Source organism: Kineococcus vitellinus, from assembly GCF_009906315.1.
Classification (GTDB): Bacteria; Actinomycetota; Actinomycetes; order Actinomycetales; family Kineococcaceae; genus Kineococcus; species Kineococcus vitellinus.
Genome location: NZ_JAAALL010000004.1, coordinates 1 through 20862 on the forward strand (window position 1 = coordinate 1; position 20862 = coordinate 20862).

Here is a 20862-nt window from a genome sequence, read left to right on the forward strand (position 1 = left end):
GCCCGTCCGCTCCACCGGTTCCCGGCTCGCGTTCGCCCGCCTCGCCGTCCTCACCGAGGCCCGGGCCGGCCTGCGCCGCCCCGAGTTCGCGGTGCTCGGCATGACGATGCCGGTGGTCCTCTACGCCGTCTTCGGGTTGCCCGCCGCCGGGGACGTCCTGGCCGGCGGCACCCCCACCGGTGTGGTGGTGCTCGCCGGGATCGGCTGCTACGGCGCCCTCACCCTGGGGATCGTCGTGTTCGGCGAGGACGTCGCCAAGGACCGCGGCCGCGGCTGGCTGCGGACCCTGGCCGCCACCCCCGTCCCCAGCGGCGCCTACCAGCTCGGCAAGCTCGGTGCCGGGTTCGTGCACGGTCTGCTCATGGTCACCGCGCTGTGCCTGTTCGCCGGTCTGATCGGCGCCGCCGACCTGACGGCCGGGCGGTGGGTCCTCCTCGGCGCCCTGCTCGTCGCGGGGGTCCTCGCCTTCGGCCCGCTGGGTTTCGCGATCGCCTACCTGACCCGCCCCCGCACGGCCGTCGTCGTCACCAACGTCCTGTTCCTGCCGCTGTCCTTCGTCTCCGGGTTCTTCGTCCCGCTGTCGGAGCTGCCCGAGGTCGTCGGGCAGCTCGCGCGGTGGCTGCCCAGCTACCACTTCGGGCAGGTCGTGCTGCACGCCGTCGCCGACGACGCCGACATCGCGGGGCTGACCGGGCTGAGCGTGCAGCCGCTCGCCGTGCACGTGGTGTGGGTTCTCGCCGGCGCCGCCGTGTTCGCCGTCGTGGCGCTCGCGGCGGCGCACCGGGAGGCCGTGACCCGGCGGGGGTGACGCCCCGCCGGAAAACCCCCGCGCGGACGGGGGCGGGTCCGTAGGCTGCCGCTCCCGCCGCCGATGGAGGAACGCGCCGTGCCCGCTCCCGTGGTGCCCCACCGTGCCGCCGCGCTCCTGGCCGCCGCCGGCCTGACCGCCTGCCTCACCGCCTGCGGGAGCGACCGGCCCGCCCCCGCCGAGGCCCCGAGTACCGCCGCACCGGCCACGGCCCCCGCCACTCCCGGGGCCGTGGCCACCGCCGCGCCACCCGCCCCGGTGAGCCTGCCGCCGTCGAGTCCGGCATCCGGCTCGCCGGGTCCCCCGGAGACCGCGCTCCCCGACGCGCAGACCGACCCCGGCGCCCTGCCGTGGACGCAGACCCGCCTCACCGGCACCGCCGGTTCCCTCACGTGGGACGTGGTGCTGCCGCGCTTCTCCGGCGCGCCGGTGGCGGCCGAGGTGAACCGCCGCGTCCTCGCCTCCGCCGAGGACGTCCTCGAGCGGGCCCGCGCCTCCGTGCAGACCGGCGACCCGCCCCGCACGATCACCGGCGAGGGCGCCGTCACCACCGACGACGGCCGCACGGTGCAGGTGCTCTTGGAGGTCGTCGACTCCACCGCGGGCACCGCCCACCCGACGACCACGCTCGCCTCCACCGTCGTCGACGTGCAGCGCGAGCGCCCCGTCACCCTCGACCGCCTCTTCGCCGACCCGCCGGCGGCGCTCGCCCACCTCGGCCCCGTCGTCGAGGACCTCGCCGCCGCGCAGGGCGACCCCGTCACCGTGCCCGAGGGCCTCGCCCCCGAGCAGGCGAACTGGGCGACCTGGCAGTCCGTCCCGGACGGGCTCGCGTTCTCCTACCAGGACTTCCAGCTCGGCGGCCACGGCACCCGCAACTACGTCGTGCCGTGGCGCGAGGCCGAGGACCTGCTGACCAACGAGGCCCGGGAACTGCTGGTGCCGCCCTGAGCGGTGACCCCCGACCCGGGAGTCGCTACTCGCCCTCGGGGCCCAGCGGCACGCCGGGGACTGCCAGGGCCGCGGCGGCGGCGAGCATCGCGGCCCGACCCACGGCGGAGACGTCGTGCTCCGTCGTCATCTCGCTCACCGGGACCCGCTCCGGCAGCACCCGGTAGTGGTCCGGACCACGGTTCGCGTCCACGACGCCTCCTGCTCGCTCGGAGCCCACGACCACCGCGCCGCGCGCGACACCTCCACCATCCTCCGCCGCCGTCCGCGGGGCAACGGCCCTCAGCCGGCCAGCTCCTCCAGCGCCCTCGAGAAGCCGGTGTTCCAGGTGCTCAGGTGCGGCCACACCGCCGCCACCCGCTGCGTCGCCTCCCGCGCCGACAGTCCCTCCTCGCGCACCAGCCACGCCCGCAGCACCAGCCCGGTGCGGGAGGCGCCGGCGTGGCAGTGCACGAGGACCCGCCGCCCGTCGGCGCGCAGCGCGGCGATGTCGCCGAGGACGTCGCCGAGGACGGTGACGAGCTCGGTGTTGCTGTCGTCGTCGGTGAGGTAGGCGAAGCGCTGCACGTCGTGGCCGAAGCGGCCGCCGGTGCGGCACAGCGAGACGACGGCGAAGTCGCGGTCGCTGCGGCGGGCGCCGTCGAGGTCGGCCGCCCACACGCCGTCGGTGACCTCCGTGGCGGGCAGCCCGCGGGTGGCGGCGGGCTCGTGCAGGCGCAGGTGGCGCTCCCCGTCCAGCTGCGCGGTCAGCAGCTGCAGGTCGCGCAGCTCCCACACCCGCTCCCCGAAGCCGGGGATGCGCCCGTGCACGACGGAGGTCCAGCGGATCGGAATGCCGGTGATGCCCGCGCGGGCCCCGGCGAGGGCACCGGTGACGCAGGCGACGGTGTCGGTGTCCCCGCCGAGGTCGACGACCAGCCGCAGCGCCTCCTCGAACGTCGTCGAGCCGCGCAGCGCCCACAGCGCCGATCCCAGCGTCGGCCACACCGCGCCGTTGGCCTCGGTGGCGTCCTGCGGCCGCCAGGCCGGGTCGCACACCTGCGCCCACTTGTCCCGGTGCTCCTGCGCTACCAGCGGCAGCGCCGCGGCGATCGCCTCGTCGGCGTTCCCGCCCTCCAGCAGCACCCGCAGCGCCTCGTGGAAGAGCGCGCACCCCTCCCCAGCCGCCGGGTCGCCGTGGGTGAGGGCGCTGATCCGCCGGGCGGCGTCCATGCTCGCCTGCTGCCCGGCGCGGGCGAAGAGGATGGCCGCCGGGGTGGTGCGCATGAGCGAGCCGTTGCCGGCGGCGCGGTGCCCGGCGCGCACGTGCTCGGCCGCGGCGGTGTCCCACGGCAGCCCGGAGCCCAGCACCGCGGACGTCTGCACCCCGATGTCCGGCGGCTCGGCCTGCGCCCACCGGCGGAACCGCTCGAACACGTCGGCCTCGTCGAGGCCGTCGCGCTCCAGCAGCGACTGGGCGACCAGCAGCGCCATCTGCGTGTCGTCGGTGAACTCGCCCGGCTCCCAGCCCAGCGTCCCGCCGCCGCACATCTCGGTGGCCACCCCGCGCGCGGCGGTGGGGAAGCGGGCGCTGAACGCGCCCGGCGGGCCGAACTCGAACGGCGCGCCGAGGGCGTCGCCGACGGCGGAGCCCACGAGGGCGCCCATCACCCGGTGCTGCCGGTCCACGTGGATCCTCCTGCTGGTGTGCTGCTGTTCGGCGTCCTGCAGGTGCAGACGGGCCACAGGTCGAGGGTGCCCGTCAGCGCGGTCGGCGGTGCGTCACCGGCTCCGCAGTTGCTGCTCCATGCCTTCGACGAGCTTCTCGGCGTACCGGACCATCGAGGCCGCTTTCTGCGCGGTCATGTACGTGGTGCCGTACTGGGACGTCGTCTTGTCGGCCAGCAGGCGGCGCAACGAGGTGGCGAGCTCGTCGGCGCCGCGGATGCTGCTGAGCACGCGCACGGCTTCCTGGTGGTCCTGGCCCTGCGGGCGTTCGTGGAGGACGTGACCGCAGACGGCGTCGCTGGCGGCGATGCCGGCCAGGACGGCGAGGGCGCTCGCGACGCGGGGGAGCGCGGGGTCGGAGGTGTCGTCCTCGACCATGCGGGCGACCTCGAGGAACTTGCGCGCGGCCTCGGCGCGCACCTGCACCTCCGCTGCCGTCATCGGCTGCATCCGGGGTCCGGAGCGAGGAGTCATCGGATCGCCTCCAGGAGTCGCTGGGTCGTCGGGCCGAGGATCGTCACGGCGTCCCGCTGCCACTCGGCGACGATGGGGTCGTCCGCGGCGACCGCGCGTTCGAGGTCGGCGTGACGGGTCGCGTAGACCTGGATCTCGTTGCCCGTCCACCGCCGCCCGCGCGTCTCCAGGTCGTCGACGATCCGCTCGAGGAGCTCGTGAGCGGTGCCGTCGGGAACGACGAGCAGGAGGTCGATGTCGCTGTCGACTCCCGCCTCTCCGCGGGCGAATGAGCCGAAGTAGGCCAGCGAGACGTCTGACTCGTCGGGGAGGTGCTCGTGCACCAGGGCGCGCAGCCGGTCGTCCAGGTCGGTTCGGGGGGTGAAGGCGGCGAGCGCCGCCGCCAGGGCCGGGTAGGCGAGGTGCTCCTCGTTGAGGCGGTACTCACGGGCCTGGCCGACGCGGCGGGCTTCGACGATCCCCTGCTCGACCAGGCGGTCGAGCGCCAGCAGGGTGCCGCGGTAGGAGCCGGTCGCGCTGACGCGGTGCACCTCGCGCCCGGTCATCGGGGTGGTCCGCCGCCAGAGGGCGTACAGCACAGCGCCTTGAACGGCGGGGAAGAGCGTAGCGAGAGGGTGGACCCAGTTCACGCCGTCCCCTCCCTCATGCGGTGGAGTGCTTGTATGTGCACTTTAGCGCACATACAAGCACTCCACCGCACGAATCGGCTGATGAGCTAGAGGTGAGGAGCGGCAGCTCCACCGGGATGCCGAAGGAGCCGTCCGAGTGCTCCGCCTGCTCCGCTCCGGCACCTGGTCCACGACGGCGCCGCGTCTAGCGACCAGCCTCAGCGCGACACAGTCGAGACCGACAGGGTCTACTTTCACCCCTCCGCCCGTAAGACACTATGCCGCAGAGAGATTAAGCCTAATGTCCTCGAACGCAACGACTAAAATGCGTGTTATTGACCGAACGATTGGGTCGGCGGCCACTTGAAGCTCGGCGCCGATGTCTACTGCGGCCGCAACGTCGTCGAGTGAGCCCCCAATAGGGTGAAGGAATGGCTAGGTATCGAGACCGCGACAACAAGCTGGCCGTCACCTACCTCGAGAGTTTCATGCCGTCAGCAATTGTTAGATGCTAGCTGCCCTGAGCCAGCAGATACGCATTGGCTCCCTCTTAGAAGCGCTGACTCCGTCAGTGAGCTTTTCCATTCCGCCGACTCCGCAGGTTATAGGTAATGCGATTGTGCGACCGTGGCGGTTCCAGCGTATCCACAGGGCAGGGCAGAGCGTCGAGGACGAACGGCGGCGATCCCGGGGTGGACGTTGATCACTGCTTGGCACGGCGGGTGCAAAAAGCTCAGTGGAGGGCTGCACATCTCATTTGCAGGCCTCATGGCAGGCATGCCATAGCTTGCGGCGACCGACCTCGACGCCACGCCAGGTTGTGCTCCCGCGGCAACTTGTACGGCATCGTCATAGAACAGGGGTCGGGTGAGGCCCCGCTGCGTCTCCCAACTTTCCTAGAGAAGTTTGGGTCGGCTGTCGCTGATCCGTGCAGTAGCCCCTTCTCGGGCATTGCGCAGCTCAAATCCAATAAACTTCGCAGCTGCTGACCAGTCAGCCACTAGCTCAATTGGAGCGCATTCGGCACCGCGTACAGCTATGCTCGGTTCGTTGCAGCAAGTCAGCGCTGCGTGACGTAGGGTTGTCAGTGTTGTGAGCGAAGCTTCCGTCGCCGACGGGGCACTGAGCTCGCCGGAGCGGCGATCGGCTCATGCCTGGCTGCAACGATGCTTGAGAGGACGAGGCACGTGGACTGGGCAACACCGACGGCAGACTTGGCTGATCATGTCAGAGAGCAGTCCAGGCGGTGCTTGTCGGCATACCGGGAGGACGCCCATCGCGTCGAAGAGGATGCCGCCATCGAGGTCCAGGCCGCCGAAGGCGGATACGGCCGCAAGCAGATCCACGAGCTCATTCAAAACGCAGCAGACGCGCTGATGGGCCTCGGCGGCGAAATCGAGGTTCATCTCGCTGACCGCTGTCTCTACGTCGCCAATGCTGGACGCCCCTTCAACGCTGAAGGTGTCGATGCTTTGATGGCCTCACACCTCTCACGGAAGCGCGGCCAGGAGATCGGTCGGTTCGGCTTGGGTTTCAAATCGGTAACTGCGGTCACGGACCGACCGGAGATCTTTAGCCGGACGGTGTGCTTCGGGTTCGACCGTCAGCGGGCGGCGGCACGCATCAGGGAAGTGGTTCCAGCGGCCCCGAAGTACCCGGTTCTTCGTCTGGCTGAACCCATCGATCCCGACCTCGCCGCGAGCGAAGATCCTGTGTTGGCCGACTTGATGGGTTGGGCGACCACGATCGTCCGCCTGCCGTTGAAGGTGGGCGCCGAAGTTCATCTCCGTGAGGACTTCGACCGGTTCCCGAGTAGGTTCGTGCTGTTCGCGCCACACGTGTCACAACTGTTCATGCGTGATTCGACCCGCGGCCTCGAGCGCATGATCAATGTTGCGCAGCGACACGGTAAAACGCTCGACTTGGACGACGGCGGTACCCAGACGTCTTGGGAGGTAGTCTCCGTCGATCACCGCCCGAGCCCTGCTGCCCTTGATGACGCCGGCGAGCTCGCGAAGCGGGACCGGATCACCGTGCATTGGGCGATCCCCACCACCGACCGAGGAGCATTGGGGGAGCTGTGGGCCTACTTCCCCACAGGAGCGCAGACGACGCTGTCGGGATTGCTCAATGCGCCGTGGAAGTTGAGCGAAGACCGGCTGAGCCTCATTCGCGGTCGGTTCAATGAGGAGGTACTCACCGAAGTCGTCCCAGGACTGCTCGCTGCGTCCTTGGGACGACTGCAGAAGGCGCACGACCCTGCGGCCTACTTGGACGTTCTTCCGTCCAGGGGGCGGGAGTCGCGCAGCTGGGCCGACGACATCGTCAACGAGCCGGTCTTCACCCACCTTCGCGCCGTCCCTTCTCTGCCTGACCTGAACGGGCAGCTGCGCCGCCCCAGCGAGCTTCGGCTCAGTCCACGAGACGTCAAGGCGGAGTGGTTGGCGGAGTGGCGAGCGGCGGCTCCTCACGCTCACGAGTGGGTTCACGAGGGTGTGAACCGGACGGGGGAACGACGCCACAAGGCAGAGCGTCTAACGGGCGAAGCCTCCATCGCCAAGTTCTCGGACTGGCTCGAGGCACTCGTCGCTGTGCCGAGCGTCGACGCCTCCGCACACGCCGTCCGCCTCCTAGCGCGGATCGTACGCGAAGAACCCAAGTTCACTCCCGATGGACGACTGGCCAAGATCCTCATGCTGGAAGACGGACGCATGGTGCCGCCCGTTCCCGGTCGTGTCTTCGTCAGGAACTCTCCGAGCGATTCCGGTTACGCGTTCATCGACCCCCGGCTGGCGGCTGACGAATCAGTCACCGCCGCGCTCAAACAACTGGGAATCGAGGTCCTCGACCCGGCGGGTTCCCTGCGGAACGCGCTGCTGCACGCGGTTGCCAACCCCCGTGTCGAATGGGGGCACATCTGGCCCTTGGCGCGCGCCGTCGAGCTCGACTTGGCCGCGCAGATCTTCCGTGAGGTCCTGCCGCACCCCATTGAGGCGGCTGTCCGGGTTCGCTCGGCGGCGGAGTCGTGGCGGACGGTCGCGACGTCCCTCTTGGGCGGGGAGGTCATCCCCACCACCGGAAAGCGCGATCGCGCCCTGCTCGTGGACCCTGCTTACCATGCGCAGGACATCGAGTTGCTGACTCGCCTGGGCGCCGTCAGTCAGCCGGTCGTCCGCAGTAGTTCGCCTATTGAGAGTTGGGTGACTCTCTATCAGGACACCGTCGCCGATCAGTTCGTCGCGGAGGCGAAGGGTTCTAAACCTTCACGCGAGAAGATCCAGGTCCGCGGATCCATGCCACCGTGGCCGCTCGAAGTCCTTCCCGCCCTCAGCGACGAGGGACGTGTTCGAATGACGGAGCTGGTGCTCATGGCGGACAGCGGCGCATCATGGGTCGCCAAGCACGCCACCAACAACAGCTACGGACAGCTGAAGGTCATGAGCCCCGCGTCGTGGTGGTTGCGCAAGCACGGGCGACTCCAGACCAAGGTCGGTCCATGGGCAGTGAGTGGGTGCCTCTGCCCGGCCGACGACGTGAATCCCGACGTTCTCCCGGTGCCGGATGTCAGTGAAGCCATGGCGAAACGGCTTCGTCTGGCCAAACGGCCCGCAAACCTGACCTCTGCAACATGGGCAGCGTTGGTCGCGACGGCTGAGAAGTGGTCGGACGATCGAAGGCGTTCCTCCCTGTACTCCTGGGCCGTCCACTTCCTAGACGCCCCGCAGCTCATCGTCGCTGCAGCCGGCGGTCAAGGGGCGCTGCTCCCCCCTGGAGACGTCGCCGTGGCACTTGACGAGGAGACCTACAGAGCTCTGCAAGAGCAACACATTCCCGTGATCCTCGCTGATGAGGAAGCCGACGAGGAGCAGCTTCGTGAACGGTGGGGACTGGCCGAGGGGCGGCGCCTCCTACAGCGCGAGCTCGTGGTCGAAGCCAGCGGAGAGCCCAACAGACTGGCAGACGTGTACCCGGGGCTTCGCCTGTATCTCGCTCCGGAGCTCGCCAATGTGGATCTTCAGCGGTGTACCGCCATCAACCTGATCACTCCGACCCCCCGCGGTCAAAAGAGTCAACGAGTGCCGGGTGTCATGCACGAGGGACGTGTAGCCATCACGGCGACCGACGACGTCGAGGCGCTGACCCAGATCTCGAACGCCCTCTCTCTCGGTCTCGATGCCGTGCACATCCGCACGATCCTCGCCAAGCAGGAGGCCCAGCGACAGCAGCAGCTCCGGAGAGAGATCCGAGCGGCGAAGAGCGACGACGAGCGGCTCGCGCTGGCCGTGGGAGAGGATGCGCTACGGCGCTCCATCCCTGGAAGTGCTCTGCGAAGTGTCGAGGAGTCGAAAGGCCGAGAGGCGACCCCGGCGGAGCTCGCCGCGATGGCCAGAGCAGTCCATGGTGCGGATGTCCTCCAGTACTTCAAGGCGACGCTCGACGCCAAGGACTTGAATCCACCCGGCAAGTGGGCTGGACTCTCGCCTGCTCGGCGCTTCGTCTCGGACCTCGGTTTCCCGGCCGAGTACGCCGGAACCCCCGCTGATCGGCGGCCCGCCGTCTTCGAGGTCGAGGGGCCGTCGGTCATCGGTGAGCTGCACGACTACCAGCGCATCGTGGCGGCCGGGATCAAGCGGCTTCTCGGAGGTGAGGGTCCCGCACGCGGGATGGTCTCCCTCCCGACCGGAGCCGGCAAGACGCGTGTGGCTGTCCAAGCCTTCATCGAAGAGGTGGCCGAAGGACGACTTCAGGGGCCGCTCCTGTGGATTGCGCAGAGCGATGAGCTGTGCGAACAGGCGGTCCAGACGTGGGCTTACGTCTGGCGCGCTGTCGGCCCCAGTTCAAGGCTCACGCTGAACCGATTCTGGTCGGACAACGACGTTGTAGAGGACCCGTCGGCGTTCCAGGTCGTAGTCGCCACCGACGCGAAAGTCCTCCAAGCGGTCAAGAAGAATGAGCACGAGTGGCTGGCCGAGGCGCAAGTCGTGGTCGTCGATGAGGCGCACACATCCATCAGCCCTACCTACACGCAGATCCTCGAATGGGCTGGGCGCGGCCGCTCGCGCGCGATGCGTCGACCGCTCATCGGTCTGACCGCGACACCCTTCCGCAACGTCAACGAACTCGAGACGCAGCGGCTCATCAATCGCTACGACGGCAACAGGCTGGACGAGGGGGCCTTTCAGTCTCCTGAGCAGGCGTATTCTGAACTGCAGCGGCGCGGCATGCTGGCCTCGGTCAAGCAGCGTGAGCTCGCCGGCGTCGATGTGGCCATGTCGCAGAGCGAGATGGCCAGCATCGACCAGTTCCTCCGACTTCCTGCTGAGGTGGAGGAACGGCTCGGCGAGGACCTGGAGCGCAACCGTCGGATCGTCGACGACATCGTCGCGTTGCCGAAGGATTGGCCGGTCTTGCTCTTCGCGTCATCCATCGAGAACGCTCGTGCACTGGCCGCGCTGTTGACACTCGAGGGGGTGCGCTCGGTGGCCATCTCCGCAGAGACGGATACCGCCGTGCGGCGGCGGAGCGTCGCTGGGTTTCAGAGTGGTGACATCCGAGTCATCACCAATTACAACGTCCTCGCTCAGGGATTCGACGCCCCCGCGGTGCGGGCGGTCTACGTGACGCGGCCGACCTTCAGCACCAATCTCTACCAGCAGATGATCGGCCGAGGGCTCCGCGGCCCGAAGAACGGGGGCTCGGACGAGGTTCTCATCGTCAATGTCCGGGACAACCTGCAGCAGTACGGCCAAAAGCTGGCCTTCTACGACTTCGAGTACCTCTGGAGCCGCAAGTGAGTGACGTCACCTTCGACGCCGAACAGGCGGAAGCAGTCGAGATCGAGCCCGTCGTGCGGCAGATCGTCATCGCCGGCCCCGGCGCAGGCAAGACTGAGGTCGTCGCCGGCCTCCTGCAGCACCTCGTGGACGAGGAGGACGTCGAGCCGACTGACGAGCTCCTGGTGATCAGCTTCTCGCGTGCTGCGGTCAACGCCGTGCGCCAGCGGACTCGACGAGATGGAAGCCGTGCCCGACTGACGACGGTTCGGACGCTGGACTCCTTGGCGTCGGCCATCTTGACTGCGGGCGATTCAGGCGATCTTCGACGGGCGAGCTTCGACGAGCGGGTCCGTCAGGCCACGGGCGCGCTGGTTCACGGTGACTGGGAGGGCCTCGAAGGACTCAGGCATGTCGTCGTCGATGAGGTGCAGGACGTCGTCGGCGTCCGTGCCGACTTCCTCACCGAGTTGCTCCGGGGGCTTCCTGAGGGGTGCGGGTTCACGCTCTTGGGGGACCCCCAGCAGGCGATCTACGACTTCCAGCTCCGTGACCTGGTGGATGGGACCACCTCCGAGGAGTTCGTCCGTCGAGCCGAGGGCCTTGGAGCGCGCCGCGTGGAGCTGCGCGGCCAATATCGTGCCCGCACCTCCGAAACGCTCGAGGCCACGGGCCTCGGACATCGGATGCGAGCTGCCGAGGACGCCGAGAGAAGTCTGATCGTCAACGACTTCGTTGATCGTTTGCCCGGCATCGACTCGCCGGAAGAGTTGGCGCTGCTCCTCCCGCGCTGGGAGGGACGCACCGTTGTACTGTGCGCGACCAACGGCGAGGCCCTCATGGTCTCCAGGGCCCTTCGTGCCGAGGGAGTCGCCGTCGTGCAGCAACGGTCCGCCCAGGAGCAGTCGGTGGACCGGTGGGTCGCCGATGCACTGGGGCGACGACCTCTCCCCTCGATCGCTAAGTCGGACCTGGTCGAAGCCCTCGAAGGAGGAACCGTCTATCCGGATTCGGCGTGGCGAGCCCTGCGCGCCGCGGTAGGGGGGCGTGGACGCGAGGTCGACGTCATGGCCGTCGCCCGCCGCTTGGCCATGGGAGTCGCCCCGATCGACCTGCAGGCGACGTCGACCGCGCGGGTCGTCGTCTCGACGGTCCACCGGGCCAAGGGGCTCGAGTTCGAGAACGCCGTTCTCGTCAACCCGCAGTCGTGGAGCGCCGAGGAGGGTGTGGGTACCGGCGAAGCGGCCCGTACGGCGTTCGTCGCCGTGAGCCGCGGCCGCGAGCGCTTGGCTCTGCTGACGATGCCCCGTGAATGGGGGCTCAAGCTCGACAAGCGATACGGAGTTCGCCGGTGGTACCTCGGCCATGGCGGGCGAAGGCGGGGCTTCGAGGTGGTCCCGTCGGACATCGCGAGCGCGGTTCCCGGAGGCAGGGACACCGGGGCTGTCCACGAGCTCTTGTCGAAAGGGCTCGCACCCGGCAGTCGTCTCTCCATGAGGCTCGACCGCAGAGTCAGCACTCTGGAGTGGCCGGTGTTCGAAATCCTCCACGGCGACCTCGTGGTCGGTACCACCAACGACGCGTTCGCGGAAGCATTTTCCCGTTGCGTCGGTAAGGCCGCGACACGCGACTGGCCGGAATTGGGAGAGATCACCGTCGAGAATGTGGTCACCATCGCCGGCGATCCCTACACGGGCGGGAACGGCTCGGTCGGACGATGGGGCTTGTGGCTCGGCCTGCAGGCGGGCGGACTGGTGGATCTGTCGTGGACATGAAGGGAGCCGAAATGACCGAGCTCGACCCGTGGTACGAAGCGCGAGCCCAGATGGTCGCTGCGCTCGAAGCCGACCTCCTCGGGGACGCGTCCCAGACGACCCTGAACGAGGCACCCCTCGATCGCTATCTGATGGGAATCCTCCGGCCGCAACCGGTCGCCGGCGCGTCCGAGACGGTGCCCGAGGACGAGGACGAACGCGCGGAAGACGGCGTTTCAGGAGCTGACGCCGCCTTCGACCCGGCGGTCGCCCTGACACGGGTCCGCTATCCGTCATCCATGGGGTTGACGTTCGCCGTCGATGCTGCGGTGACTCCGCATGTCGAGGTCGCCGTGCGGGCCGCCCGTTTCGAGGCCTACGAGGGGGCACGAGAGGCGGCTGCCGACGGGCCCCGTGTCCGCGGCGGATCTGGTCGCCGAGACGAAGTCTGGACCCGTTCCGAGGTGGCCCCTCCACCCATCACGGTCTCCGTAGCGCCCGCGCGGAGCGCCCCTGAGGAGGTGGCTCCGGGGTTGCAACTGCACGTCGTGACGCGACCAGCGGTGCGTGGAGTCGTCACCATCACCCTGGTCCTCGTGAACACCCAGTTCTCGGACAAGGGACGTGATGACGGCAAGTGCTGGTTCCAGCCCAGCATCTCGGTGAGTCTGCGATCTGGGGGGTTGGTCGACCGCCCGAGTCCTCGCCCCGCCGGCATCGACGACGAGGACTTGGACTCTTATCAGCTCTTGTTCCGCGACGTTCGCAACGTCGCGGTCGGGCACGGTTGCGCCGTCGAGTGGAACGACGGGCCAGAAGTGAAGGCAGTCAACACTACGTTCCTTCCTCGCCACGAACTCCCGCTGTCCGAACCGGGAGGTGCCTCCACCGCGGACCTCCGCATGACGCGACTGGCCGAGACCGGCGACGTCGCCCCGCTTCGAGAGCTCGTCGCCGAGTACCGACGCTGGATCGAACTCAAGGCGCGCTCTGCGGTGGAGCTCGAACTCCCTGAGCTGAGGGCGCAGGCAGACAAGCACCTGGGTGCGGCTCGTCACGCCGCCGATCGCATGGACGCCGGAATCGCGCGACTAGAACATGACGACTTGGCGCGAAGCGCGTTCCGCGCCATGAACGCCGCCATGCAGGCGCAGCGTGCACGGCAGGAGATGATCCGGGCAGGGCGTTCGGCACCCGATGAGAAGGAACATTCCTGGCGCGCCTTTCAGATCGCCTTCATCCTGCTGAACCTCGAAGGACTCACCGATCCGCAGTCTGCTGACCGCGGCACGGCGGACCTCCTGTGGTTCCCCACCGGTGGCGGCAAGACGGAGGCTTACCTCGGCCTCATCGCGTACACCATCCTCCTGCGGCGACTTCGGGACCCGAGGGACGCCGGCGTCTCCGTCCTCATGCGTTACACGCTGCGGCTACTCACCATTCAGCAGTTCGAGCGCGCCGCCGGCCTCATCTGCGCACTAGAGGTGGAGCGACGGGAACTCGTTCCGGCGTCGGAGCCGATCAGTCTGGGTCTGTGGGTGGGGCAGGGTGCGACTCCCAACAAGGTCGAGCAGGCGTACACCGCCCTCCGTGGCAAGAAGAAGTCCGACGATGGAGACGACGACGGAAGCCCTCTGCAGCTTCTGAGGTGTCCCTGGTGCGGAGCTGATCTCACCGCAGCCGACTACAAGATCGACCGGGCCAAGACGCGGCTGACGATCCACTGCTCGAGCAGCTCGTGCACGTTCGCCGACGGGCTCCCCGTGCACGTCGTCGACGAAGACGTCTACCGTGAGCGTCCCTCGCTGGTGATCGGTACGGTCGACAAGTTCGCGATGCTCGCCTGGAACGCCGAGGCAGGCAAGCTCTTCTCGACCGACGGGAAGCACTCGCCTCCCGACCTCATCGTCCAGGACGAGCTCCACCTCATCAGCGGCCCCCTCGGAACGCTCGTCGGTCTCTACGAGGCCGCCATCGATGCAGCGTGCTCCCGCACGGGCGTGATCCCCAAGGTGGTGGCGTCCACCGCGACGATCCGCCGGGCTCGGCGGCAGGTGCGGGCGGTCTTCGACCGTGAGGCGGAACAGTTCCCCCCATCGGGGCTCGACGCCAAGGACTCGTTCTTCGCGGTGGAGGCGTCGCCTGCCGAGAAGGGGACGCGTCAGTACGTCGGCGTCCTCGCTCCAGGTGTGAGTCAAGCGACGTTGATCGTTCGCAGCTACGCCGCGTTGTTGCAGGCCGGGCAGCGACTGCAGGTCCCGGACGAGGTGCGAGACGCCTACTGGACGCTCCTGGGCTACTTCAATTCCCTTCGGGTCCTCGGTGGGGCCTACATGCAGGTGATCGATGACGTCCCTGGGCGGCTCGAAGTCATCGCCAAGCGAGAAGGAGAGCAGCCTCGTCCTCTCCCTGGTGGCCCTCGGGAGATGACGTCTCGCAAGAAGTCGACAGAGATCCCCGTCGAGCTCGCGTTGCTGGGGACGCCCTACCCGAAGGCTCCTTCCGTCGTTCTCGCGACGAACATGATCTCGGTGGGTGTCGACGTGGACAGGTTGGGCCTGATGGCCGTCGCCGGCCAGCCGCAGACGACAGCGGAGTACATCCAGGCCACGAGTCGCGTCGGTCGCCGGCATCCCGGGCTGGTGGTGGTGCTCTACAACAGCGCACGCACACGAGACCTTTCGCATTACGAGAGCTTCGCGACCTACCACCGCAGCCTCTACCGGCAGGTCGAGGCCACCGGGGCGACACCCTTCGCTGAGCGCGCGCGAGACCGTGGCCTCCACGGCGTGCTCGTCGCCTTCGCGCGGTTGCTCGTCGACGGCGCGACGGGTGACACCCGCGCCGGGACGATCGAGGAATGGGGCGACCAGCTCGAGCAGACGTCGAAGCGCCTCCTCGACCGGGCAGCTCGAGTCGACGAGGCACAGGTGCCGGGGCTCCGCGATCAGATCGACGAGCTGATCACCGCCTGGCGTGGCGAGGTGGGACTGCGGAAGTACGCGGGGTGGTTCGAGCGCTCCAACGTCCTTCTCGTCCCACCTGGAGGCGGGACCGCCGACGACGGTCCAGAGTTCCCTGTGCATGACGCGCCCTGGCCCACGTTGACCAGCCTGCGCGACGTCGACACGGAGACGGCTTTGAAGTTGGTGCGCGAAGAGAGGGTGAAGAAGAGTGGCGAATAAGCCGGTGGCGATGGCGCGCACGACGCAGTTGGTCTCGACCTACGGGGTCGGCGCGTTGTTCCCCGTCATGGATCAAAGCTTCATGATCCTCGGGATCGACGAGTGGCGTTCGGAGGCCGGCACCAGAATCGAGGAGAAGCGCCTCGCGAGGGCGCTCGGCGTTCAGTACTTCAAGTCTCCCCCCGCTGGAGGCGTGAAGGGGTACCGGGTTCCCGTCGTTCGCTTCCCGCGCTGGCACTACTGCCCGGAATGCCACCGACTCGACGCACTGAACAAGTTCTGCTCCTGGGACGAGCACGTCTGCCACGACTGCGAACGTGAGCTCGTGCCCTCGCGTTTCGTGGCGTGTTGCCCTCGGGGGCACATCGAAGACTTCCCCTACTTCAGTTGGTTGCACGGTGGTCAAGGGGGTGGGGTCGGGGTCACCCACAAGATGCGGTTGCGCACCAGTGGCTCCAGCTCGTCGCTGGATGCCGTGGTGCTCTCGTGCTCCTGCGGCGTCCAGGACACCACCATGGCGAACTCGTTCGCCCCTCACGCGCTGGAACAAGTCGCGAAGTGCCGAGGGCAGCGTCCCTGGCTCCAGGGGGCGGGCGAGGAGGACTGCGGGGAGACGCTGAGGACTCTCCAGCGAGGTTCATCCAACGTCTGGTTCTCGTCCGTGAAGTCAGCGTTGTCGATCCCGCCGTGGTCGGACAACGTGCAGCGCTTGGTTGAGCGCAACTGGAGCGTTCTCAAGAACCTGCCCGACACCGTCCTGTCGACGGTCGCTGCGACCATGAACCTGGGAGAGGTGACAGTCAAGGAGCTGGTCGACGCGGTCATCGCCCAGCGTTCGGACTCCGCAGCTCCCGCCCAGGATCAAGCAGACCTGCGTCGCGACGAGTACAAGGCGTTGTCCGTGGGTCAGCCCGACCCCGACAAGAGCAAGCACTTCGTCGTCAAACCACGACAGGTGCCGAGTGAGGTGCTGGGGGAGTTCTCCCTGCTGAGTGAGGCCTCCCGACTTCGGGAGGTTCGGGCCGTGGATGGGTTCGTACGGGTCCGCCCAGTCGCAGCAGGTGAACAGGTGGACCGTCGGGCACGACTGAGCAAGTCCAAACTGGACTGGCTGCCGGCGATGGAGGTGCTCGGGGAAGGGGTCTTCCTGCGATTCGACGAGGGACGCCTCCAAGCATGGGAGAGTACGGCCTTCGCCCGCAGCCGGGCGGAGCTCGTCAAGAAGGCCGAAGAGCTGCGCTCGGCGGCCTTGAACCTCACTGTGGTGACGGACGTCAAACCGAGAGAGCTGCTCCTGCACACCTTCGCGCACGCCTTGTTGAATGAACTCAGCCTCGATGCGGGGTATCCCGTCGCCTCGCTCAGAGAGCGTGTCTACTCCGAGGACGACGAGTGTGGGGTCCTGCTCTACACAGCCTCCAGCGACTCAGCCGGAAGCTTGGGGGGGCTGGCGGCGCAGAGTGACCCGTATCGCATGGAGGAGGTTCTCACCGCCGCGGTGCGACGGGCGGCGTGGTGCTCCTCCGACCCGGTCTGCGTCGAGGCGACGTCCACGGGTGTCGACGGCCTGAACCTGGCCGCCTGTCACGCGTGCGTCCTGCTGCCTGAGACCAGCTGCGAGAACCAGAACGTCCATCTCGATCGTGCGACCCTCGTCGGGTTGCCGACGTCGCCGAGCGAAGGGTTCTTCGCCAGTAGACTGGTGTTGTGAGTTCCGTCCTGGCCGAGTCCCCCGCCGCCGAGGACTCGGCCGGGGCCTCCGTGACCTCGGCCGCGGCGCCATTCCGAGTGATCGACCTCTTCGCCGGCTGTGGAGGCTTGACGACGGGGTTCGCCGCGTCCGGACTCTTCCGTCCCGTCGCCGCTGTCGAGCACGACGTCGACGCGGCGGCGACCTACGCGGTCAACTTCGGTGAGCACGTCCACGTGGGCGACATCCGTGACTGGGGCACCGGTCGCGTCCCCTTCGCGGAGGTGGTCGTCGGTGGTCCCCCGTGCCAAGGTTTTTCCGCTCTCGGGCGCAAGGATCCTGACGATCCCCGCAACGCTCTGTGGCGGGAATACTTGCGTATCGTCGCGCGAGTGAGGCCTGCCTTCTTCGTCATCGAGAACGTTCCACCGTTCCTCCGGTCCGACCAGTTCGCCATGCTCCGTGCCGAGACCGCCGAAGGCGGTCTCCTCTCGGGCTACCGACTCGAATCACATCTGGTGAACGCCACCGACTTCGGTGTACCTCAGCGGCGCAAGCGGGCGGTCGTCATCGGGCGGCCGCAGGGGATGGGCGAGTTGGGTTCGCCTGTCCCGACGGGGGCTACGGCGACACTGGCCGATGCGTTGAGTGATCTACCGCCGGTGGTCACCGACATCGATCTGCCCTCACGACGCATGGTGGTCAACGACTGGGACGTCGCCGGACCGTTCAGCTCGGCGGAGCTGCACGTTACGCGTGAGGTGAGCGATGTCTGGCGTAGACGCGTCGAGGCGATCCCCCCAGGCGGGAACCGACTCGATCTACCGGTCGAGTTGCAACTCGATTGTTGGAAGAACTACCGCGGTGCCGCGGACGTCATGGGTCGGCTGTCCTGGCACAAGCCTTCGGTCACCATTCGGACGGAGTTCTTCAAGCCGGAGAAGGGCCGATACCTCCACCCTGATCAGCACCGCGCCCTGACACACCTGGAGGCGGCCCGCCTCCAGGGCTTCCCCGACTCCTTCATGTGGTGCGGATCGAAGGCGTCGATTGCGCGGCAGATCGGCAACGCGGTGCCGCCACTCCTCGCAGAGGCGTTGGCGCGCCACGTCGGGTCACACCTGTCATGACTCAGTCGAGGTAGTGCTTGACATGTCGGGCCAAGGCGGCGGCAAGGCCCCGCGGCACGGCGTTACCGATCTGGCGGGCGATGCTCACCTTCGATCCCACCCACTGGAACGACATCGGGAAGTCTTGAAGGAGCGCGGCTTCGAGGTGGGTGATCGGTCGGTGCTGATCAGGATGCAGGTATCGGCCCTTCTCAGGTTTGAAGAACTCCGTCCGGATCGTCAGGGAGGGCTCGTTCCACCGCATGCGACCCATGACATCGGTGTGACCCGTGGGTGAGGTCAGCCAGCAGTCCGACAGCCGTGAGCGATCGATGTCGAAGCGGTTCCCACCCTCGGGAATGTCCATGTACCGCGCGAGCGAGAGGTGGGTGGGAACACGGCCCACGTGGATGTCCGCGGCCGAGTAGGCGCCCGGCAGTCGGGTGCCGAGGATGTCGGTGGTCCTGCCCTCCGGCAGAGTGGTGCGTGAGACCTCTGGCGTGACCTCTGCCCAACGCTCCTTGACAGTGACCCAGGGCTGGATCCCGAAGCCCTCATCGCGGCCGTGGGTAGGAGTCGGCATGGGGAGGGGGCGCTTGGAGATCTCCTTACGGGAGCCGATGACGACGGTTCGTGGGCGTCGTTGCGGAACCCCGAAGTCGGCCGCCAGGAGGAGCGCGCTGTTGAGGCGGTAATCCCTGAGCATGCCGTGGTGAGCCTCGGCTTGAAGGAGGGCGAATTCGCTGCTCTTCTGGAACCGCTGGACGTTTTCGAGCACGAACACATCGGGCTGAGCCACCTGCACGAAGCGGAGGTATTGCTTCCACAGCTTGTTGCGGGGGTCGTCGACGTCCTTGCTGCCGAGGTTGGAGAAGCCTTGGCACGGCGGACCCCCGATGATGACTCGCGCCTCCCGCGGGATGTCCTCGTCGTCGATCGTTGCGATGTCCACCGCATGGACGTGGGAGCCGCTGAAGTTCGTCGCGTAGGTGGAGGCCGCGCTGATGTCGTGCTCGACGGCCATGATCGACGCGAAGCCGTGGTCGCGGAACCCGAGGGACATCCCGCCGCAACCTGCGAAGAGGTCGATCATGGGGATGCGGTCGGTCATGCCGGCATGGTAAACGATGCCAGCCTCCTTGAGGCGCCGTCGTACCGTGTCGCTGTGAGCAAGTCGTCGTGGGCCTCGTCTCCCGGCGTGGCTGCGAGCATGCGCAGCAACAAAGGCCGTGATACATCGCCCGAGCTGGCCCTGCGCCGTGCCGTCCACGCGCTGGGCCTCCGCTACTACGTGTCGCGACGGCCTGTCCGCGATCTGCGCCGTACGGCCGACCTGGTCTTCCCACGGGCCAAGGTGGCCGTCTTCCTGGACGGCTGCTTCTGGCACGGGTGCCCGATCCACCACACGGTGGCCAAGACGAACCGCTCGTTCTGGGCGGAGAAGGTCCGCGCCAACCGCGCCCGTGACCAGGACACGACGCGGCGCTTGACCGACGCCGGTTGGCTCGTGCTGCGCTTCTGGGAGCACGAGGACCCGGCCCTGGCGGCCACCCGAGTCTTGGTCGCCGTGCGAGCGAACCGATCGACCTTGCCCCCCGTGCGGGGGGCGGCTGCACGGGTGTCGCCCGAGGAGCCGATCGAGTAGTCGACCACTGTGGCCGTTCCCCTAGGGGTCTGAGAGGAGACCCCGTGCCCACCCGCATCACGCCTGCAGTGCCGCCACGCACCGACGGTGAGCCCGTCAGCCGATTGATGCGGCTGGTGGTGGCTCACTTCGGACAGAGCCTGCACTCCGCGTTCGTCGCCCCGCACGACGCCGATCAGGACGCGTGGTGGAAGCGCTCCCGTCGTGGTCCCCTCCGGCGTCGTCCCGGGTCCGACCTGGCTCGAGCGGCCGTGCTGCTCGGTGAGCTGCTCCTCGAGCAGGAGCAGCTGGCGGACGCGGGGCTTCTGAAGGACACCGTCGCCTGGCTCCGGTACGAGTGTAGTCGCTATGAGCAGTTCGACGATGCGGACACCGCACGAGCCGGCGAAGTGATCGCGACCTGTGTGAGCCTGCTGGGAAGCCTAGGCCGGGCATCGACCGCCATCGAGCGAGCCTGGAAGCTCCTCACCGCCCTCGAGCGTCGGTCAGGGTCCTGGACGCGTGGGCAGCTGGACAAGCTTGCAGAGCTCGAGCGCCTCGCCCCTCGGGCGGCGCCGGTGGCGCCGGTGAAGGATCGAAGCCGGCCGAAGGTGGCCGTCGAGGGGCCCAAGCCCGGCGATGCCATCGACGGGGTGCCGGTCGGTGACCGAGCCCGCGTGACCGTGATGGGGGAGATCGTTCAACTTCGCACCGAGCGATCCCTCGAAGACGCTCGGGGCCGATCGATCAACGTCGACGTCCTCCGACGACTGCGCAGGGTCCGACCCAGCGGGCGGGTGTGGGTCGACGAGCGCGGAGTGGTCACCACCTGCCTCGGTGACACGACGGTCTACGTCGACACGCTCGCGGCCGAGGAGTGGTTCCCAGGTGTCATCACGAAGCCCTTGAAATCCTGTCCGACCAGCACGAAGACGCGCAGCGCGTCGGCCGCGGACGTGCGGAAGTGGGCCCGGCAGCAAGGCTTCTTCGTCGCCCGCACGGGCCTCCCTGGACCGGCAGTGGTCGAGCAGTACAACGCTGCGCACCCGACGAGCCCCTACGCGCCGGTCCACCCGGTCACCGTCACTCGAGTCGCGGCCCGCCGCTGATAGGGCCAAAAGTGGTCACTCACCGCTGATGGGTGCCTACGATGCATCTGATGTGCACGCTGACTCCTC

The 20862-nt window shown here is 68.0% G+C and carries 14 protein-coding genes; 9 read left to right on the top strand and 5 right to left on the bottom strand.

Annotation, left to right across the window (positions count from 1 at the left end; all coding sequences use genetic code 11):
* Positions 1-808, top strand: an 808-nt coding sequence (locus GTQ99_RS01035) for an ABC transporter permease (protein ID WP_166613892.1), incomplete at its 5' end; no start/stop codon positions are given.
* Positions 809-886: 78 nt separating this feature from the next.
* A complete protein-coding gene (locus GTQ99_RS01040) occupies positions 887-1759 on the top strand; it encodes a hypothetical protein (RefSeq protein ID WP_166613891.1) in 873 nt (290 codons plus the stop codon).
* A 25-nt stretch (positions 1760-1784) separates the two neighbouring features.
* Here the strand turns inward: GTQ99_RS01040 and GTQ99_RS01045 are convergent, their stop codons facing one another.
* From GTQ99_RS01045 to GTQ99_RS01060, 4 genes are all read right to left on the bottom strand, one after another.
* Positions 1785-1952, bottom strand: coding sequence for a hypothetical protein (locus GTQ99_RS01045; protein ID WP_166613893.1), 168 nt, complete (start codon positions 1950-1952; stop codon positions 1785-1787).
* 89 nt (positions 1953-2041) lie between these two features.
* Positions 2042-3484: an ADP-ribosylglycohydrolase family protein gene (locus tag GTQ99_RS01050; protein WP_338074633.1), complete on the bottom strand. Its 1443-nt coding sequence runs from the start codon at positions 3482-3484 to the stop codon at positions 2042-2044.
* A 36-nt stretch (positions 3485-3520) separates the two neighbouring features.
* Positions 3521-3907, bottom strand: a complete 387-nt coding sequence (locus tag GTQ99_RS01055) for a hypothetical protein (protein WP_166613894.1) — start codon at positions 3905-3907, stop codon at positions 3521-3523.
* 29 nt (positions 3908-3936) lie between these two features.
* Positions 3937-4485: a nucleotidyltransferase family protein gene (locus GTQ99_RS01060; protein ID WP_166613895.1), complete on the bottom strand. Its 549-nt coding sequence runs from the start codon at positions 4483-4485 to the stop codon at positions 3937-3939.
* Between the two features lie 1250 nt (positions 4486-5735).
* Between GTQ99_RS01060 and GTQ99_RS26510 the strand changes: the two genes are divergently transcribed.
* From GTQ99_RS26510 to GTQ99_RS01085, 5 genes are read left to right on the top strand one after another with little or no spacing between them, the layout of a single operon-like run.
* A complete protein-coding gene (locus GTQ99_RS26510) occupies positions 5736-10343 on the top strand; it encodes a sacsin N-terminal ATP-binding-like domain-containing protein (RefSeq protein ID WP_166613896.1) in 4608 nt (1535 codons plus the stop codon).
* Positions 10340-12097 (top strand): UvrD-helicase domain-containing protein, encoded by a 1758-nt coding sequence (locus GTQ99_RS01070; RefSeq protein WP_166613897.1) that lies wholly within the window; start codon positions 10340-10342, stop codon positions 12095-12097. Before GTQ99_RS26510 ends, GTQ99_RS01070 begins: the two co-directional genes overlap by 4 nt.
* Positions 12094-15261: a helicase gene (locus tag GTQ99_RS01075; protein ID WP_420814498.1), complete on the top strand. Its 3168-nt coding sequence runs from the start codon at positions 12094-12096 to the stop codon at positions 15259-15261. The genes GTQ99_RS01070 and GTQ99_RS01075 overlap by 4 nt, the downstream gene beginning before the upstream one ends.
* On the top strand, positions 15251-16972 hold the full coding sequence (drmB, locus tag GTQ99_RS01080) for a DrmB family protein (protein WP_166613898.1): 1722 nt from the start codon (positions 15251-15253) through the stop codon (positions 16970-16972). Before GTQ99_RS01075 ends, drmB begins: the two co-directional genes overlap by 11 nt.
* Positions 16969-18081, top strand: a complete 1113-nt coding sequence (locus GTQ99_RS01085) for a DNA (cytosine-5-)-methyltransferase (RefSeq protein ID WP_205706569.1) — start codon at positions 16969-16971, stop codon at positions 18079-18081. The genes drmB and GTQ99_RS01085 overlap by 4 nt, the downstream gene beginning before the upstream one ends.
* Position 18082: 1 nt before the next feature.
* Here the strand turns inward: GTQ99_RS01085 and GTQ99_RS01090 are convergent, their stop codons facing one another.
* Positions 18083-19171: a DNA cytosine methyltransferase gene (locus tag GTQ99_RS01090; protein WP_166613899.1), complete on the bottom strand. Its 1089-nt coding sequence runs from the start codon at positions 19169-19171 to the stop codon at positions 18083-18085.
* Between the two features lie 99 nt (positions 19172-19270).
* Between GTQ99_RS01090 and GTQ99_RS01095 the strand changes: the two genes are divergently transcribed.
* Both GTQ99_RS01095 and GTQ99_RS01100 read left to right on the top strand, forming a co-directional pair.
* Complete coding sequence (locus GTQ99_RS01095; protein WP_166613910.1) at positions 19271-19705, top strand: very short patch repair endonuclease; 435 nt, start codon at positions 19271-19273, stop codon at positions 19703-19705.
* 44 nt (positions 19706-19749) lie between these two features.
* Positions 19750-20793, top strand: a complete 1044-nt coding sequence (locus tag GTQ99_RS01100) for a hypothetical protein (protein ID WP_166613900.1) — start codon at positions 19750-19752, stop codon at positions 20791-20793.
* The last annotated feature ends 69 nt before the right edge of the window (positions 20794-20862 follow it).

Coding starts and splice junctions, on each gene's coding strand:
- GTQ99_RS01055 (WP_166613894.1), bottom strand. CDS start 3,907: ATGACGGCAGCGGAGGTGCAGGTGCGCGCCGAGGCCGCGCGCAAGTTC.
- GTQ99_RS01060 (WP_166613895.1), bottom strand. CDS start 4,485: ATGACCGGGCGCGAGGTGCACCGCGTCAGCGCGACCGGCTCCTACCGC.
- GTQ99_RS01075 (WP_420814498.1), top strand. CDS start 12,094: ATGAAGGGAGCCGAAATGACCGAGCTCGACCCGTGGTACGAAGCGCGA.
- GTQ99_RS01090 (WP_166613899.1), bottom strand. CDS start 19,171: ATGACCGACCGCATCCCCATGATCGACCTCTTCGCAGGTTGCGGCGGG.
- GTQ99_RS01095 (WP_166613910.1), top strand. CDS start 19,271: ATGCGCAGCAACAAAGGCCGTGATACATCGCCCGAGCTGGCCCTGCGC.